General features: G+C 56.6%; 15 protein-coding genes. 7 read left to right on the top strand and 8 right to left on the bottom strand.

Annotation, left to right across the window (positions count from 1 at the left end; genetic code table 11):
• Positions 1–52: 52 nt before the first annotated feature.
• From GS614_RS04750 to GS614_RS04740, 3 genes are all read left to right on the top strand, one after another.
• Positions 53–418, top strand: coding sequence for a DoxX family protein (locus tag GS614_RS04750; RefSeq protein WP_170342826.1), 366 nt, complete (start codon positions 53–55; stop codon positions 416–418).
• A complete protein-coding gene (locus tag GS614_RS04745) occupies positions 415–1,713 on the top strand; it encodes a carbohydrate porin (protein ID WP_170364430.1) in 1,299 nt (432 codons plus the stop codon). The genes GS614_RS04750 and GS614_RS04745 overlap by 4 nt, the downstream gene beginning before the upstream one ends.
• Before the next feature lie 285 nt (positions 1,714–1,998).
• Positions 1,999–2,274 (top strand): glycine zipper domain-containing protein, encoded by a 276-nt coding sequence (locus GS614_RS04740; protein WP_170343544.1) that lies wholly within the window; start codon positions 1,999–2,001, stop codon positions 2,272–2,274.
• Between the two features lie 189 nt (positions 2,275–2,463).
• On the opposite strand, the gene GS614_RS04735 is transcribed toward GS614_RS04740, so the two are convergent.
• The 6 genes from GS614_RS04735 to GS614_RS04710 all read right to left on the bottom strand — a co-directional run bounded on the left by GS614_RS04735 (position 2,464) and on the right by GS614_RS04710 (position 8,826).
• On the bottom strand, positions 2,464–3,501 hold the full coding sequence (locus tag GS614_RS04735) for an AraC family transcriptional regulator (protein WP_171725614.1): 1,038 nt from the start codon (positions 3,499–3,501) through the stop codon (positions 2,464–2,466).
• 530 nt (positions 3,502–4,031) lie between these two features.
• A complete protein-coding gene (locus GS614_RS04730; protein WP_170343551.1) occupies positions 4,032–4,790 on the bottom strand; it encodes an SDR family NAD(P)-dependent oxidoreductase in 759 nt (252 codons plus the stop codon).
• Positions 4,791–4,808: 18 nt separating this feature from the next.
• A complete protein-coding gene (locus GS614_RS04725) occupies positions 4,809–5,630 on the bottom strand; it encodes an ABC transporter permease (protein WP_170443912.1) in 822 nt (273 codons plus the stop codon).
• A 7-nt stretch (positions 5,631–5,637) separates the two neighbouring features.
• Positions 5,638–6,489: an ABC transporter permease gene (locus GS614_RS04720; RefSeq protein ID WP_093962199.1), complete on the bottom strand. Its 852-nt coding sequence runs from the start codon at positions 6,487–6,489 to the stop codon at positions 5,638–5,640.
• A gap of 38 nt (positions 6,490–6,527) precedes the next feature.
• Positions 6,528–7,691, bottom strand: a complete 1,164-nt coding sequence (locus GS614_RS04715; protein WP_171725613.1) for a PotD/PotF family extracellular solute-binding protein — start codon at positions 7,689–7,691, stop codon at positions 6,528–6,530.
• A gap of 34 nt (positions 7,692–7,725) precedes the next feature.
• A complete protein-coding gene (locus GS614_RS04710) occupies positions 7,726–8,826 on the bottom strand; it encodes an ABC transporter ATP-binding protein (RefSeq protein WP_253285288.1) in 1,101 nt (366 codons plus the stop codon).
• Positions 8,827–8,979: 153 nt separating this feature from the next.
• On the opposite strand from GS614_RS04710, the gene GS614_RS04705 reads away from it, so the two are divergent.
• The 3 genes from GS614_RS04705 (at position 8,980) to GS614_RS04695 (ending at position 11,636) form a co-directional block, all read left to right on the top strand.
• Positions 8,980–9,747: a helix-turn-helix transcriptional regulator gene (locus GS614_RS04705; RefSeq protein ID WP_093962973.1), complete on the top strand. Its 768-nt coding sequence runs from the start codon at positions 8,980–8,982 to the stop codon at positions 9,745–9,747.
• 109 nt (positions 9,748–9,856) lie between these two features.
• Positions 9,857–10,564, top strand: a complete 708-nt coding sequence (locus tag GS614_RS04700; protein ID WP_171725611.1) for an IS6 family transposase — start codon at positions 9,857–9,859, stop codon at positions 10,562–10,564.
• Between the two features lie 364 nt (positions 10,565–10,928).
• Positions 10,929–11,636 (top strand): IS6 family transposase, encoded by a 708-nt coding sequence (locus GS614_RS04695; protein ID WP_171725610.1) that lies wholly within the window; start codon positions 10,929–10,931, stop codon positions 11,634–11,636.
• 355 nt (positions 11,637–11,991) lie between these two features.
• Here the strand turns inward: GS614_RS04695 and GS614_RS04690 are convergent, their stop codons facing one another.
• Positions 11,992–13,629, bottom strand: coding sequence for a GMC family oxidoreductase (locus GS614_RS04690; protein ID WP_171167370.1), 1,638 nt, complete (start codon positions 13,627–13,629; stop codon positions 11,992–11,994).
• 10 nt (positions 13,630–13,639) lie between these two features.
• On the bottom strand, positions 13,640–14,740 hold the full coding sequence (locus GS614_RS04685; protein WP_253285287.1) for a LacI family DNA-binding transcriptional regulator: 1,101 nt from the start codon (positions 14,738–14,740) through the stop codon (positions 13,640–13,642).
• A gap of 166 nt (positions 14,741–14,906) precedes the next feature.
• Between GS614_RS04685 and GS614_RS04680 the strand changes: the two genes are divergently transcribed.
• Entirely contained in the window at positions 14,907–16,373 is a 1,467-nt protein-coding gene (locus GS614_RS04680) for an aldehyde dehydrogenase family protein (protein WP_216601089.1), read from the top strand.
• Positions 16,374–16,418 lie beyond the last annotated feature (45 nt).

Below are 16,418 nucleotides of genomic sequence, written 5' to 3'. Positions count from 1 at the left end.
GAAGGGAACATCAAATGAACTTCAGCCCTGTGTGTGTCGGCGGAGTCGTATTATGCAAATAGTTGCCATTGGCCTGCTGTCCGCCTTCTTTCTCTTCGCCAGTTCGATCAAGATCCTTGGCTGGCAGAAGCTCATCTTCGAAACGCAACTGGCGATGTTCGTCAAATACGGGCTGAACCGTCAGATCATGGCGCTTGTCGGTGGTGTCGAGCTTTTCGGGGCGGTGGCGATCTGGTTTCAAGGCAGCTTGCTCGGGCCGCTCGGGGCCGCTGCCCTTCTGGGCACGTCGCTTGGCGCAATCGGTTGTCATCTGATCTGGGACACTTGGAAAGACGGTGTGCCTGCCATGATCACGGCTACGCTTTCGGCCTTCGTCCTCTGGACGGGCCGGGATGTCGTACTGGCGATACTTGCATGAGCGGGCCGAAGAAGAATCAAGAGCAACAAGAGAGACCTCATATGGGACAGGCAAGGCTTCTCGGTACGGTCATCGTCGCTGGCTTCTGGTTATCAACCGGAGCCTTGGCGCAGGAAAGCCGGCCAACGTCCGCCCTGGAGGCCGCCGCAGCGGTCTCGCTCGGTGGCCCGGCATCCACGCAGGCCCAACTGGAACAAGACCGAGTGCGGCGGTTGCAGGACTCTCGCTGGCCGGGGCTGGATGCGGCATTGGACCCCTTGGAGGCATCGCGGCAACGCTTTGCCGAACGCACCGGCCTGAACCTCTCCTTCGACTACCAGGCCTATTACCAGTCCGCGACCGAGAGCCTGACCGATATCGACGAGGCCGCCTTGGGCCAGGCGCGCATTCTGGGCCAGTGGACGCTGCTCAATCGCGGCGGCGAAAATCCCGGGCAATTGGTCTTCACATTGGAGAACCGCCATCTGCTCGGCACGGACATCGCGCCAAGCGGGCTTGCCGGGGAAATCGGCTATGCGGGCGTCACCGCAACGACATTCAGTGACACCGACACGACCCTCTCCGTCGCCTACTGGTCCCAGACGCTCGCTGGCGGGAAGGCCGGTTTCGTGGCCGGCCGGATCGATCCGGGAGACTACTCGGACATCCTCGGCTACGTGAACCCACGCACGACTTTCTCCAATTTCTCGATCCTGTTCAGCCCGGTCCTGCCGATCCCCGATCCCGGCTTCGGCATTGCGGGGGGCGGTTTCCTGACCGACCAGATCTATGCCCTCGGTGTCCTGTCGGATGCAAACGGCTCGCTGACCGATGTCGAGTGGTTTCCCGGTGGCCCCGAGTTCTACAAATACGCCGAGATCGGATGGACGCCCGAACGCTCGAAGCGCTTTCTAACCAACGTTCACCTCGGGGTATTTCACGTCGATGAACGCACCGAGGCAGGCGTGCCGGAGAGCTACGGGGCGATCCTGTCTGCCAACCACACGATCAACGAGGAATTCATGATCTACGGACGCCTCGGCTGGTCGGAGGGTGAGGCGCCGATCGCCCGACGCGCAGCCAACGCTGGACTTCTATGGCGGCCGGGCCTCTATGACGACCTCTTTGGGTTTGGCGCGACCGTTGCGGACCCGGTAGATGAAACGCTCGACACCCAGACCACAATGGAGGCCTTCTATCGGTTGGACCTGTCGGACAATGTCGCCCTGACGGCGGACGTCCAGCACATGATCAACCCGGGCTTCAACGATCAGGACACGACCGTTTTCGGCTTGAGGCTGCGGATCAATCTTTGACCTGAGTAGCGGCGGATAGAATGCCGTCTGGTTGGGAGTGTCGTGCCTGCGCCGGAACGGCCCATGCAGCCATCGCGGCCAAGGAGGCGACCCCTTGGATGATTGGCATTGCGTCAGGCGAAAGTCTTGACGGCAGAACAACCGTCGAATTTGGCTTGTTGCTCTGCAATGTCAGCCATTCCAATGAAGCTGTCGGATGCTCTCAAGCGGGGGCATGGCGGTTCGCTTAGATCTTTCCACAGAAGGCGGCCACGGAGGTCGCCACCGTCAGAAAGGTTGGAACCGATGACAAACACCCTCAAGAACACCGTATTCGCCGCCCTTGCCGCCTCACTCGCCCTCGCTGCCCCGATGGCCGCCAATGCCGGTGACATCGGTGAGAAAGCCCTCAAGGGCGCTGTGGCCGGCGCCGTGCTGACCGAAATCACCGGCGGCGACGCCAAGGACGGCCTGGCCCTCGGCGCAGCCGCCGGTGCGCTCGGTGGCAAGATCGCCGAAGACCGGGATCGTCAAGATCGCAAGGACGATCGCAAGAAGGGTGGCAACAAGCACAAGCGCTGATCCCGCAACGAGACAACCGGAACGGTTTACCCCTTCCAACCGACGCTGGAGAGATCCGGCATCTGCTTCAAACCCGTTAGGCCTCATGCCTGCCGGGTTTGTTGCGTCAGGGTGGTTCAGGAAGACGGAGAAACGTGAAAGTGCGGGCCTATGATCCGAGCAGTCCGGCCTCTACTCAGATCGTTCGCCCTATGCCAGGGGCGCTTCTGTTGCTGGCTGCTCCCTGAAGTCGCTGGGGGGCTGTCCGTACCATCTTCGGAATGCCGTGCTGAAGGTACTGGCGTCGCTATATCCGAGAAGATAGGCGATCTCGGTGAGCGGAAGCGTGCTGTTGAGCAGATAGTCCCGGGCCAGAGCCTTTCGCAGATTGGCGACGACCGCTGCGAAGCTCGTGCCCTCGTCGGTCAGTCGGCGGGCCAGCGTTCGGGCGCTCATCCCAAGTTCCGCCGCAATTGCGTCCTGCTGGGCCGTGCCGGCTGCAAGACGCGCCGTGATCTGCCTCTCAACAACCCGGGCCACACTGTTGGGTGTCTGCGGCATCCGAGCCAGCGTGTTCTCGCAAACGACCGAAAGCGTCCGCTGCAAGTTGTCGTCGGCCGTCAACAGCGGCACATCCATATCAGCCGCCTTGAAGGCAATGCTGTTCTCCGCGGCACCAAACAGGACATTGCAGCCAAAGAACCTGTCGAGGGCCTCGGTGCCGGTCAGCCGCTGATGCGCGAACCGAACATGCGTCGGACGGATTTGCCGATTGGAGTAGTCCCGCAGGGCGAAGACCGTGCCAACGGCTCCAAACTCGGCATATTGCCCGGTCGGAATGCTTGCTGGCACATCGTAGTGCCAGGTCAGCCGGGTGGTTTCCGGGCCTTCTTCCATGGCCGTCTTGCTCGCGTCACCGATCACGCGCTGAAAACGGGTGATGTTTCGAAGGTAACCGCCAACGGTAGGTGCCGAAACGCCGACATAGGCGAGCAACCCGGCCTTCCTGACCAGGTCCGGCGACTGTGCCAGGCGGTATCCGACAAGGTCGTCCCTGGTCAAAGCGCTCGCCTTTTCAAACAACCAGGCAGTCTTGTCGAAGGACCAGCGAGCATCCGGGTCTTCGAGTTGAGATCTGGTTATCCCGAACTCCTTTCGGATATCCCGCTCGGAAAGGCCTGTTTTCTTCAACTCACCGACAATGATCTGTCCCCAGATTGCGCTGTGTTTTGGAATCTCGGATTTCATTTCTGGTCCGTAGTCTCGGTGTCTGACGTGTTGCGCCACGTTAAGGCCCGTCTGACCTTCTTGCCAGTTGCCAAAGCCAACGTTCGAACAACGCAACGCCCGTTTCGTTCAATACCCGCAGTGCCTTTCACACACTCGCCACCAAGGTAGGCGCGACGTCGGTCGCGAGTAACTCGAGATCCGTGCGGTGTGACACACCGAGTAGCGGCGCACATCGTCCGGGTTGGGCAGCTTGCTTGTTCGCTGTGGCTTTCGAAGCCGCCATTCTCGGCGCGCTACTTAAAAGTCCGCTCTGGGCCGTTCACGAGGGTCTGAGATCGTGCTGCGCTTGCGAAGTGCGGTGCTCGACCAACGACCGCAATGCGCAGATAGCGGCCGTATAGGGGCGCAAGGCGAACGGCGGGAAAGTCCGCAATGCAGTCATTGAGCGTAGGTGAGCGAACGTCTGCCTCGAGCCCAAAGCGGACTGAAATGTGCTCGCCAAAATGAATTGCGGCGATAGACATTCTCTTGAGCGGTCTAACCCATCACTAAATGCATTCACCGCCATCGATAACCAGGGCTTGCCCCGTCATAAAAGCGGATTCATCTGAAGCTAAATAGACAATCCCATGGCCAATCTCTTCAACTGTCGCCCATCGACTCATGGGGATCGCCTGCTCGATGTAGCTTTCCAGTTTGGCACGGCCTCCCATCTGCTTTTCGAAGCCTGCATTGAAAGGGGTGTCTACAAATCCTGGACATAGGGCATTGAAACGGATTGCATGGACAGCGTAGTCGGCTGCCATCTGCCGGACCATCGCAACAGCAGCGTGCTTTGTAGTCGCATAGGCGATCATACCCCGGTCATATTGAACCCCAGAATTGGAGGCCGTGACGATCACGCTGCCTCCACCTTGTGATTTCATATGGGCGACGGCTGCACGCGCGGCAATGAAGTGAGCGCGGACATTCAATGCCCAAGAAGCATCCATTCCATCTGGTTCCACTTCTTCCAGCGTTCCTTCGATCTGCAACCCAGCGTGAGAGTGCAACACGTCAAGCCGACCGAAGTTTTTAACTGCTTCGTCTATGGTTCTGGTAAGGGCATCGTCATCGGTCACATCAAGCTGTATGGCAGATGCTTGATTTCCCTGCGCTACGATCGCGGCCACAGTGGCTTCAGCAAGGGTTGCATCGCGATCGGTTACCACAACATGCGCACCCTCTTGTGCCATTGCCATTGAACCCGCCCGACCAATTCCTGATCCCGCGCCCGTCACGAGCGCGACCTTACCTGCAAGCCGCATGTCACTTGGCTCCTTTATTTAATTATTCGATTTTGAGGCGCCTCGGCGCAATAGCAGCTGCGCTGCTACGAGCAACAAGAGCGACGCGCCCATAACCATAGTGCCGATGGCATTGATCTCGGGTGTTACGCCGCGCCGGATGGATGAGAATATGTAGATTGGCAGGGTTGTTTCTGAGCCAGCTACGAAGAACGCGATGATGAAATCATCAAATGAGAAAGTGAAGCTGAGCAGGAAGCCTGCCAAAATTGCCGGTGCTATCAACGGCAGGGTCACCTGTCGAAAGGTGCCCCAGGGCGTCGCAAAGAGGTCAGCCGAAGCTTCCATGAGCGCGCGGTCCATACCCGATAGCCTTGCACGTACGATGATTATGACCAGCGCCATTGTGAACATGGTGTGTGCGGCGACAAGCGTGGGCATCCCCATGGAAAGTTGCGGGGGATTTGCTCCATCGGGCCATAGGCTTGCAAGAAGCGGGTTTAGCCAGCCGAATACGGTGACCAGGGCAATGAGTGTCGCGATGCCGATGACGATACCGGGTATCATTATTGCAATATAAATCATCGCATCAAACAAAGTTCGGAGCCATCCCTTAACCCCTTGTAAAGCGATGGCCGCCATGGTTCCGAGAGTGGATGCGAGGCAAGCAGTTATGAATGCCGCAAGCAGACTGGTCTCGAGCGCGTCCATTACAAATGGGTTGTTCAGCGCTTTACCATACCATTGGGTCGAGAACCCCATGAACTGGCTTGCGTGTCGTCCGGCATTAAAGCTGAAAAACGCGATGATGCCGATTGGAATATAGAGAAAAAGGTAGACGCAAATCGCGTATAAGCGCATCGGACCCTCACATCAGCGAGACATCTTCGCGCTGGCCACCCAGGCGCGAGATGAATTTCATGTAAATTGAGACAGTGACAAGCATTACGACAACCAGAGTCATTGCGACCGCCGATCCGTACGCCCAGTTCCGAGACTGCAGGAACAGGTCCACCAGCGCATTTCCGACGAAAAAGACCTTTCCGCCGCCCAAGATCGCTGGGATCAGAAACTCGCCCATCAGCAAGATGAAGACCAGCATGCAGCCAGTTGCGATACCAGGTACCGACAAAGGAAGTGTCACCTGACGGAACGTACGCCATGGGGTAGAGCCGAGATCAGCCGATGCTTCCAGAAGGCGTTTATCCAGTTTGTCTAAGCTTACAAAAATCGGGAAAACCATCAGAGGTAGATACCCATAGACAATCCCGACAAGCACAGCGAACGGCGTATTTATCAGGCGGATATCATCGATGCCGATCGACTCCAGTAAAGCGGGCAAGCCACGCCCCCCAAGGATGAAAATCCAAGCGTATGACCGGATCAGGATCGATGTCCAGAACGGCACGATCACTAGGATCAACAGCGAAGTTCTCCACTTTGGTGAACAACGCACCGCAAGAAAGTAGGCGAGCGGGTAGGCAATTACCAACGCAGCGATAGTCCCCAGAGGTGCAAGGATCAAAGTGTTCTTAAACGCCGTCCATCGCGCAGGAAGGTTGGCATATTGTTCCAACGTGAACGCTGGAACGTAGCCTCCGGCGGCACCCCGTTCGCCAAAGGAAAAGACGAAGACGACCAGCAGAGGAAGGGCTAGCATTACCAAAAGCCATATTCCTGCTGGAGCCAGCAACAGTGCTTTTCTGCCTCGTTCGGTCATTTTGTCCTCGTCTTTTCCGATATTGGCGGCCTTGCCGCTTAGGCCGACTTGAAGCGGGCGAGCAACTCGGCACGGTTTGGATCGGTTAGTGTAGCCGCCGCGCCGAACTCGAGTGCATTCAGAAGGTCAGCTGCCGGATAAAGGATCGGATCTTCCAGTAGTTCCTTCGGCAGCAACGCATTGGTGCGAGCATCAGCCGATGGATAGCCGTGAGCGAGGACTTCTTTCGCATTAACTTCCGGGTTCAGCAGGAAGTCGATCAAGGCATAAGCGGCATCCATATGGGGTGCGCCCTTAGGAATAGCGTAGTAGTCGGACCAGAGCTCACCGCCCTCAGTTCCCAGAACGTAGGCGATTTCAGGCATGTCGACATTCATCTGCTTGCCGTCACCTGTCCAGCACATCGTCATCCAGGCGTCACCGTTACGCATCGGTGGCTGATAATCCGACGAGATTGCAAACAGATGCGGTTTGGCATCCAGCAACAATTTCTCGGCATCCGCCAGTTCCTTCTCATCGACCGAGTTGAAGGAGTAGCCGAAGTATTTCAGGGCATTACCGATGGTGGTGAGTTGGTAATCATGCACCATTGTCCGGCCTGAGTAACCTTCCATAGTAAGGTCCCAGAACTCTTTCCATGTGGTTGGAGTCGGAGCGCCGTCAAGCTTGCTGGTGTTCACTGCAAAGCCAGTCGTGCCCCAGTTTTTTGGCACCGCGTAAAGCTGGCCATCGACAGAACCGGCATCGGAAAAGCGCTGTTCGAATGAACCTGCGTCGTAGTTTGGCAGTTTGGACGTATCGAGCGGGATGATCAGATCTTCACCCACATACGTAGTGATCGTGTAGTTGGTTGGAACGAAAACGTCCCAGCCAGACCCTCCAGCCTGTAGTTTTGCCAACATCTCTTCATTCGAGCCAAAAACATTGACCTGAACATGGGCGCCAGTGGCTTTCGTGAAGGCTTCGAAGTTCATCTCGTCATGGTAGTTCGGCCATGTGGCGAGGATCACTCGGTCGCCAATGTCCCCGGCAGCAAATGCCGGGCGTGGACGCAACCCAGGAATGGCCGTGCCCAGAACGGCCGTTGCCATCCCAAGACCTGTCACGCCTAAGAAATGTCGCCGTGTAACCGAACCCTTTTGGTACCGGCGAAGCTCTTCCATGAACTTTTGCTTGGAAATAGTCCCATTATCCTTGGTCATTGTGAACCTCTCTGTTGTTGGATTGCGGGATTTGTTATTTTTCCAGGATCAGCAGTGCGCCTTCGCCCCATGAAACAAAGGCCTGCTCTCCTGCATTGAACGTCCCCTCGTTCAATTCCGCTTGCCTTGGCACAAGTACATGGAAATCACCCAGTGCTTCGTTGCGCGCAAGGTATTCTGTGTGCTCCCCAAGGAAGATCCGATTTTGAATGGTAACTGGCAGAGCGATTTCAGCTGTGGGTAGCGCGCGGGTCAGCGTGATCTGTTCAGGACGGATACTAACGCACACTTCCTGCCCTGCATCTATTGGAACCTCCGGAGTTCCGTGCACCTTTTGGCCACTCGCTAAACGCACAGTGATTTGGTCGGTTGCTGAGTCAGTCACAGTTGCATCAAAGAAATTTGAGGTGCCTACAAATCCAGCCACGTAGCGGCTGCGGGGCATGTCATAGAGTTCGCGTGGGCTGCCAACCTGCACAATACTGCCGCCTTCCATCACACAAATTCGGTCGGACATTGAAAGCGCTTCTTCTTGGTCGTGCGTGACGAGGACAAAAGTTATCCCTAGTTGTCGTTGCAGGTTCTGCAGTTCAAACTGCATTTCTTTTCGAAGCTTTCGATCCAGAGCAGCCATTGGTTCATCAAGCAGCAAAAGCTTGGGCTCGTTTACGATCGCACGCGCCAAAGCGACGCGTTGCTGCTGACCACCAGACATCTCCCAGATGCGACGTGGGCCAAACCCACCAAGACGGACAGTTTCCAGCGCTTGCTCAACCTTTGTCGCGATTGTTTGTTTGTCTACGCGTGGTCGTTGTTGGCGCAGGCCGTACGCGATGTTGTCGAACACGCTTAGGTGAGGAAAAAGAGCATAGTGCTGAAACACCATGTTGACTGGGCGATGGTGCGCATCCAAGTCGTTGACGACTTCTCCATCGAGCAACACCCGACCTTCGGTTGGCTTCTCGAAACCTGCCAACATTCTAAGCGCAGTGGTTTTGCCGCAACCAGATGGGCCTAAGAACGACAGGAACTCTCCTTTCCCAATGGAAAGATTCAGGTCTTTGGCGGCGACCACATTCCCGAAGGTCTTGGTCACTCCTCGGAGTTCCGCAATCGTCTGCATGGTGACGCTCATGTCAAAGCTCATATACTGCCGTTTTCCTTTTGCTTGATTTTTTGGCATTTGTTGGCATACCACTCAAACAAGGAAAAAGTAACAATAACTCGGAATAACTGTATATACCACAATTGGGGTATAGAGGTGCTTTTCGAAAATCTGGAGCGGCGTGTGTACGATTGGATGGAAGAGGCCGGCAGGGTCGTGGAGAAGATCGGAACCCCAGAATTTCCATGTGCTTTGGCAGATGGCTTACGGCAGGTCGCACCATTTGATTTTACGGTGGTGTTTGGCCATGTTGGAACCGAAGCACCAATAGACCTTCACGACGATTTCCCCAAAAGCAAACGGCGTATTTTTGTTGAGGATTACCAAGCCGGGCCCTACGTACTTGATCCATTTTTTTTGGCCGCGACAAAACCAATAACACCGGGTCTGTACCGCATGCGCGATATCGCACCGGACAGGTTCTATCAGGGCGAATACTATCGCAGCTATTACAAAAGGACTGGGTTAGCAGAGGAGATTGGCTACTTTATCGATATCCCAGGCGCTGGGATGGTTGTGGTCTCGCTCATGCGAGCAGAGAAGCCTTTTTCCGCCAAGGAAATTCGTCATTTGCACGCTCTATGGCCGCTCGTTCGGGCAGCCTGTTGCAAACATTGGAGTGACTTTCCAACGATGGCCCGCGGCGCCGCAGCGAATGGCGTTAGTCGTCGCGTTGATCTAGCATTCCAGGCATTTGGCGATGGCGTTCTGACGCCACGAGAACGAGAAGTCGTTGAGTTCACATTGAAGGGCCATTCGGCAGAAGCTGTTGGCACAATTCTCGGCATCTCTCCAGGCACAGTCCGCATCCACAGACGCAACATTTACGCGAAACTTAGGATCAACTCGCAGGGTGAGCTTTTTTCAAAGTTCATTGAAAAGGCGCTTTAAAAGGTTCCTTGAACACCCACTTTATCCGTTTTGCCGACCTTGCTACCTTGTGGGTCTTGTCAGAAGAACTTGTCTTGAGGCAGGCAGGACGGTTGCGTAGCTTTTGCCCATGACCAAACCTGCCTCTTTCAAGTACTTCAAAACCAGTCCCGAGGTCATCCGCCTTGCGGTGATGCTGTACATCCGTTTCCCGCTCTCGCTTCGAAATGTCGAAGATCTGTTGCACGAGCGAGGCATCGACGTGAGCCACGAAACCGTCCGATATTGGTGGAACAGGTTTGGTCCAATGTTTGCAGCTGAGATCCGACGGAAGCGTGTGCAGCAGCTGCGCGCGTTCTCGAAATGGAAGTGGCACGTGGACGAGGTTTTCGTAAAGGTGAATGGCAAGCGACATTATCTGTGGCGTGCAGTAGATCACGAAGGTGAAGTGCTGGAAGCAGTTGTCACCAAGCGCCGAAACAAGGCTGCAGCACTAAAATTCCCCAGGAAATTGATGAAACGGCACGGTTGCGCCAAGGAGGTCGTCACAGATCGCTTCGCTTCCTACAAGGCTGCGCTCAGAGAAATAGGCGCGTTCGAAAAACAACAGACGGGCAGGTGGCTCAACAACCGCGCCGAGAATTCACACCTGCCGTTTCGACGACGCGAACGCGCGATGCAGCGTTTCAGGCGCATGCGAAGTCTACAGAAATTCGCCTCCGTCCATTCCTCCGTCTACAATCACTTCAACCAGGAAAGATCGCTAGCCAGTCGAGACACCTTCAAGCTGACCCGCGCCGCCGCTCTTAGCGAGTGGCGTCAGCTTTGTTCCGGATAGGTTCGCGGTTTCCGCGGCAAACTGAGACTGGTTCGAATTCGTCTGACAGCACCTTGTAAAATTCGATCACTCGATCCCCCAAAATCCAAGAGCACCTTTGCTTGAAGGTGCGGGTGCATTGTTGTGACTGCACCCTAACACTCAATCCAATCTGAATATAAATCTACCTTTTCTCCGGCCTAAGCGACTACGTTTGTGACGCTCGGCTTCAGGAGTAAACAGATGAGTGCAACACATACAGTGGGAATTGAGAGTGGCCGCTGAAGTCCAATCCTGGAGCAGCGTAGCTGCATTAAATAGTCGAGAGGGACTTGTCAGAAGAACTTGGCTTGAGGCGGGCAGGGCGGTTGCGTAGCTTTTGTCCATGACCAGACCTGCCTCCTTCAAATACTTTAAAACCAGTCCCGAGATTATCCGCCTTGCAGTGATGCTGTACATCCGTTTCCCGCTCTCGCTTCGGAATGTCGAAGATCTGTTGCACGAGCGAGGCATCGACGTGAGCCACGAAACTGTCCGTTATTGGTGGAATAGGTTCGGGCCGGTGTTTGCAGCTGAGATAAGGCGGAAGCGTGTTCAGCAACTCCGAGCCTTTTCAAAATGGAAGTGGCACGTAGACGAAGTATTCGTGAAAGTGAACGGCAAACGCCACTACCTCTGGCGTGCCGTCGATCACGAAGGTGAAGTGCTTGAGGCCGTCGGCACGAAGCGTCGAAACAAAGCTGCAGCACTGAAATTCCTCAAGAAATTGATGAAGCGGCACGGTTGCGCCGAAGAGATCGTCACAGATCGCTTCGCTTCCTACAAGGCTGCGCTCAGAGAAATGGGCGCGCTCGAAAAACAACAGACGGGCAGGTGGCTCAACAACCGGGTTGAGAATTCGCACCTGCCGTTTCGACGACGCGAACGCGCCATGCAACGTTTCAGGCGCATGCGAAGTTTACAGAAATTCGCCTCCGTCCATTCCTCTGTCTACAATCACTTCAACCAGGAACGATCGCTCACCAACCGAGACATCTTCAAGCTGACCCGCGCCGCCGCTCTTAGCGAGTGGCGTCAACTTTGTTCCGGATAGGTTCACGGTTTCCGCGGCAAACTGAGACTGGTTCGAATTCGTCTGACAGCACCCCCGGGCTCATTGTCGCGTTTTGGCAGGGTCGCTTTGGGTGGGACTTGTTGACAGCCTGATCATTCCGTCCGGTGCAAGCCATGGGTGTGTTTGCCTTACTGCCGGAGAGTTGATCGATTGTTTCACGCCCAGGCGGGACAACTTTCTGTAGGGCGTATGCCACACGCTCCTGCACCTTTGGCGGGGAACGTCCTGACGGCTTGTGGCAGGAGGGTATTCTGTTTTCGGTGCAACGGGCAGGGCGGGGGCCATTTCATTGCGCCAGAAGTTGGATCAACCAATGGTGACGTCGCAGCTCAGGTCAGGAATTGCGTATCTCGCGGGCCGAACCGATGCCAAGGATCAGGTCGGCGCATCGTTCACCCAGCATCATGGCAGGTGCGTTTGTGTTGCCGGCGTTGATGTCCGGCACGGCGGACATGTCGCACACCCGCAAGCTCTCGATCCCGCGCACGCGCATTCTGGCGTCCAGCACGGCCATTCCGTCGCCGTCCCGGCCCATTTTCGCGGTGCCCGCCGGGTGATAGTTGGTTTTCACGAACCGCTTGCAATGTGCTCGCAGCGTCTGATCGTCATCCGCTGTTGGAATGACGATTTCGCGGATCCTTCGCGCAAGCGGGCCGGACGTGAATGCCCGGCGAAAGAACCGCTGCCCCCGGATCATCTCCTGCATGTCGTCTTCATGCTTCAGAAGGTTGGGCGAGACCACCGGCAGGGCGTGAGGATCGGCCGAGCGAAGCCGAACCTCTCCGCGTGATTTCGGTTTGACCACCACGGTCGTAACGGTCAGGCCAAAGTCATCCTGCACCTCGTCCAGCGCGTCGCGATCTAGATAGACGATGGGCACGCAAAAGGCCTGAATGGTCGGTTCTCCGTCGGGGTTCGACGGATTGACAAAAGCGCCGGCTTCGACCCCGGCGGAAGTCACCGGGCCGCTGCCGAACAGTTTGAACTGGATGCCGTTGCGCAGCATCCGCCAGCCCTCACCTTGTTTGAAATATCCGTAAGGACCATTGGCAAAGGCGGTGATGGGAACTTCGGGGTGGTCGATTAGGTTCTGTCCGACCCCGGGCAATGGGCAGATGACGGGAATACCGTGTTCTGCAAGTTGTGCATCCGGTCCGATACCTGACAGCATTAGGATTTTCGGCGTGACCAGAGCGCCCGCAGCAAGGACAACCTCGCCATCGCACCGGACGGTGTTTGCTCCGCGTTTGTCTCGGTACTGCACCCCGACGGCCCTGTCGTTCTCAATGATGACTTTGCTGACCGTTGCGCCAAGTCGGATGGTCAAGTTCGGGTTCATCTCTAGAGGGGCGAGGAAAGCATAGGCCGACGAGCTGCGCTTTCCAGCGCGATTGGTGAACTGATAGAACCCGACACCACGCTGCGTTGCGCCGTTGAAGTCCGTGTTGAATGGTTCGCCAAGGGCCTGAACCGACTGGACGAACCAACGGGACATGTCATCGATATGCCCTGGATCCGAAACCTGCACCGGACCATCGCTGCCATGCAGGTCATTGTGAAGCCTGTTATTGTCTTCCATCCTGCGGAAATAGGGCAGCACATCGTCCCATCCCCAGCCGACCCCGTCGTTGGTCTGTCGTAGCAGGTCGTCCCACGCGTCATAATCAGAAGGGCGACCACGCATATAGACCTGCGCATTAACGGAAGACCCGCCGCCCAACACATTGGCCTGCGGAATGTCATGCACACGACCGTCCAGATGGTCTTGCGGTTCAGTTTTGTGATAGGTCATGAACTTTGACCCGTTGATCATCTTGAAGATGCCCGGCGGCATGTCCAGCAACGGATGGCGATGCGAATGACCGGCCTCTAACACCAGAACCCTGCACTTGCCCTGGTTGACCAGTCGCGCTGCGGCTGCGGCGCCGGCAGAGCCGCCGCCGATGACGATGTGATCGAAGGTTTCCGTCATGATTTCGCCTTCAGGTCCGGCGTTTGGGTTCGCTGATCGAGTCGCGCTCGACCAGTTCGCATTCAAGCTTCACGAGAGGGTGCCGCTGACCATCGGTTGGTCCGTGGAACAGTTGTTCGACGACCCAGCGTCCCATCGCCCGAGTAGGAAGGATCATCGAGGTCAGGGGCGGCGACAGGTGTCGCGCGGTTTCGTCATCGTCAAATCCGATGACCGAGATGTCCTCGGGGATGGACAGGCCAAGTTCCTTGAGCGCTTCATAGCAGCCGATCGCCATGCGGTCATTTTGGCAGAAAATGGCGCTTGGCGGAGAGTGCAGGTCCATCAATTCCCGCGTGGCAGCATAGCCTGCGCTGGGCAGCCAGTTGCCTTCGATGACCAAGTCTTCGTCAAATGGAATGTCGGCGGAAGCCAAGGCGTTTCTATACCCGGTCGTTCGTCCTGCGGCGCATTCCATGAACGGCTCGCCGGTGATGGTGGCGATTCGCTTGTGCCCAGCCTTGATCAGGGCGTTGGTCGCCGTATGTCCAGCAGCGACTTCGCCGGGGATCACCGCAGGAAAAGAGAGGTCGTCACAAAAACAGTTCAGCAGCAGAACCGGGGTAGCGGTCTGCCTGAGGATTTCCGGAACAACCACCCGCCGGGTGAAAACAGTTGCGTAAATGATGCCCGCAACCTGTTGGTCGAGGAAATATCTAAGCGTTCTGGGCTCGACCTCGGGGTCGTTTTGGGTTTCTGCCAGCAATACAAGATTTCCGGTGTCCCGAACGGCCTGTTTCACGCCATTGAACGCGTTTACCATTTCGGGGCTCGACGCCAGATCATCCACGACAAAAGCGATGGTTCCGTCCAACGCCGCGGGCCGGCGCGCGCTGTCCTGGGGTTTCCTGAGTTGAGAGGGCATGGCGTATCCAAGCGTGTTGGCGGCATCCAGGACTCGTTGCTTGGTGTCCTCGGAGATTTTGACGGAATCGTTTTTGTTGAGGACCAGCGATACTGTCGTCTGCGAGCATCCGGCGACGCGTGCAATGTCGTGCATCGTTACGCGCTGCCGGCCCGCGACTCGTCCCACACCCCTGTGCTGCCCGGCTTTGTTCGCTTGATTGTTCATCGCTCAACCTTTTTGTTCGCATCCTTTTTATCGACTATGCAGAAGGTGCGCAACTAATATTAGTGACTAATAATTAATATTAGTGTTGACGAAATAATATTATTAGTGTTTTGATCGACGGTGCGGTCGCCACTGTGGTTTGGCCGAGCAAGCGCGGGAGGCGAAATTGCGATCTGTAGTGGGGGAGTTGGGTCAAGTCATTCGCCATTCGATGTTTGTCGATGGCCGCTTTGCCGACTTTGGCGCGGGCACGGTTGATGTCGAGAACCCTGCAAATGAAGAGATCGTTGCGCAAGTTCCAGATGGCACTGCCGCTCATGCGGATGCAGCGGTCGAGGCGGCTCGCCGCGCTTTTGGCGCGTGGTCTTCGCGCCCGGCGATCGAGCGGGCGCGATTGGTTCTGAAGCTCGCCGAGGCTATCCGGGCGGACGCCGGTCGTCTGGCAGCTCTGATCACGGCCGAGCAGGGCAAGCCGATCTCGCAAGCCCGAGGTGAAGTAGATGCCGCCGTCACTTTTCTTTGCCATGCAGCTGAAGAGGCCCGGAGGATTTCGGGTGACATAGTGGCATCGGACAACAAGTCCGAGGAAATCCAGATCCGGCGTCATCCTTATGGCGTTGTTGTTGCTTTGACGGCCTGGAACTACCCCTTGGCATTGGCCGCCAGGAAGGTCGGACCCGCGCTGGTCGCGGGCAACACCGTTGTTCTGTTGGGGCATGAAATCACGCCGTTGTCCGGTCTTGCGGTCGCCGAGCTTGCCGACAAGGTCGGGTTTCCGCCCGGTGTTCTGAATGTTCTGACGGGGAAGGGGCCGGTGGTGGGGCAGCGGCTGGTCGAACACCCCGATACATCACTGATCACGATGACCGGCAGCACACGCGCCGGGAAAGAGATATTTCGCGCCGCGGCCGACCGAATCAAGGTCGTCCGGCTCGAGCTTGGCGGTAAGGCTCCGTTCATAGTGATGGAGGATGCGGATATTGATGCCGCAGTCTCGGCCGCCATTGGCGCCCGGTTTGCCAATTGCGGCCAGATTTGTACCTGCAACGAGCGGATGTATCTGCATCACGACATTGCGGATCAGTTCCTTGAAAAATTCGTGTCCGCAGCCCGCGCTTTGTCGATCGGGGATCCCATGGAAGACTGCGATCTGGGTCCCAAAGTCAGTAAAGTCGAGGTGACCAAGGTCGCTAATATCATCCAACGCAGCATCGCCGAAGGTGCCACGGTCCATCTCGAAGGTGGGCCCTTGACGGACGGCGCGCATCGCAAGGGGCACTGGATGTCCCCGACCGTTCTCGAGGTCTCCGACAACGGCAATGTCGCGATGCAAGAGGAGGTCTTTGGTCCCGTCGCGACAGCCATGCGAGTCGAGGATTTTGATCAGGCGATAAGTTTTGCGAATGACACTTCATTCGGGCTGTCTGCCTATCTCTTTACGGCATCGCACCGCCGATTGATGGAGGCCCCGAGCCGTTTGAAGTTCGGCGAATTGTACCTGAACCGCTCGAATGGCGAAGCCGTGCAGGGATTTCACACCGGTTGGGGGCTGTCCGGTGTTGGGGGTGAAGACGGCGCTTATGGCTTCGATGGCTATCTGAGGAAACAGACGACTTACATGAATTGGGCATGACCTGAAAACTTGCGGTCAAAACGGAGGCGACCGCACCAATGGAGG

Source organism: Ruegeria sp. HKCCD6604 (assembly GCF_013110635.1).
GTDB lineage: Bacteria > Pseudomonadota > Alphaproteobacteria > Rhodobacterales > Rhodobacteraceae > Ruegeria.
This window is presented reverse-complemented; position numbering and strand designations above follow the sequence as displayed.

What these genes read in the sequence shown, in the direction of transcription:
- GS614_RS04685 (WP_253285287.1), bottom strand. Translation starts at nt 14,740, where the DNA reads ATGAACAATCAAGCGAACAAAGCCGGGCAGCACAGGGGTGTGGGACGA.
- GS614_RS04690 (WP_171167370.1), bottom strand. Translation starts at nt 13,629, where the DNA reads ATGACGGAAACCTTCGATCACATCGTCATCGGCGGCGGCTCTGCCGGC.
- GS614_RS04745 (WP_170364430.1), top strand. Translation starts at nt 415, where the DNA reads ATGAGCGGGCCGAAGAAGAATCAAGAGCAACAAGAGAGACCTCATATG.
- GS614_RS04700 (WP_171725611.1), top strand. Translation starts at nt 9,857, where the DNA reads ATGACCAAACCTGCCTCTTTCAAGTACTTCAAAACCAGTCCCGAGGTC.
- GS614_RS04750 (WP_170342826.1), top strand. Translation starts at nt 53, where the DNA reads ATGCAAATAGTTGCCATTGGCCTGCTGTCCGCCTTCTTTCTCTTCGCC.
- GS614_RS04735 (WP_171725614.1), bottom strand. Translation starts at nt 3,501, where the DNA reads ATGAAATCCGAGATTCCAAAACACAGCGCAATCTGGGGACAGATCATT.
- GS614_RS04710 (WP_253285288.1), bottom strand. Translation starts at nt 8,826, where the DNA reads ATGAGCGTCACCATGCAGACGATTGCGGAACTCCGAGGAGTGACCAAG.
- GS614_RS04715 (WP_171725613.1), bottom strand. Translation starts at nt 7,691, where the DNA reads ATGACCAAGGATAATGGGACTATTTCCAAGCAAAAGTTCATGGAAGAG.
- GS614_RS04730 (WP_170343551.1), bottom strand. Translation starts at nt 4,790, where the DNA reads ATGCGGCTTGCAGGTAAGGTCGCGCTCGTGACGGGCGCGGGATCAGGA.
- GS614_RS04740 (WP_170343544.1), top strand. Translation starts at nt 1,999, where the DNA reads ATGACAAACACCCTCAAGAACACCGTATTCGCCGCCCTTGCCGCCTCA.
- GS614_RS04725 (WP_170443912.1), bottom strand. Translation starts at nt 5,630, where the DNA reads ATGCGCTTATACGCGATTTGCGTCTACCTTTTTCTCTATATTCCAATC.
- GS614_RS04720 (WP_093962199.1), bottom strand. Translation starts at nt 6,489, where the DNA reads ATGACCGAACGAGGCAGAAAAGCACTGTTGCTGGCTCCAGCAGGAATA.
- GS614_RS04695 (WP_171725610.1), top strand. Translation starts at nt 10,929, where the DNA reads ATGACCAGACCTGCCTCCTTCAAATACTTTAAAACCAGTCCCGAGATT.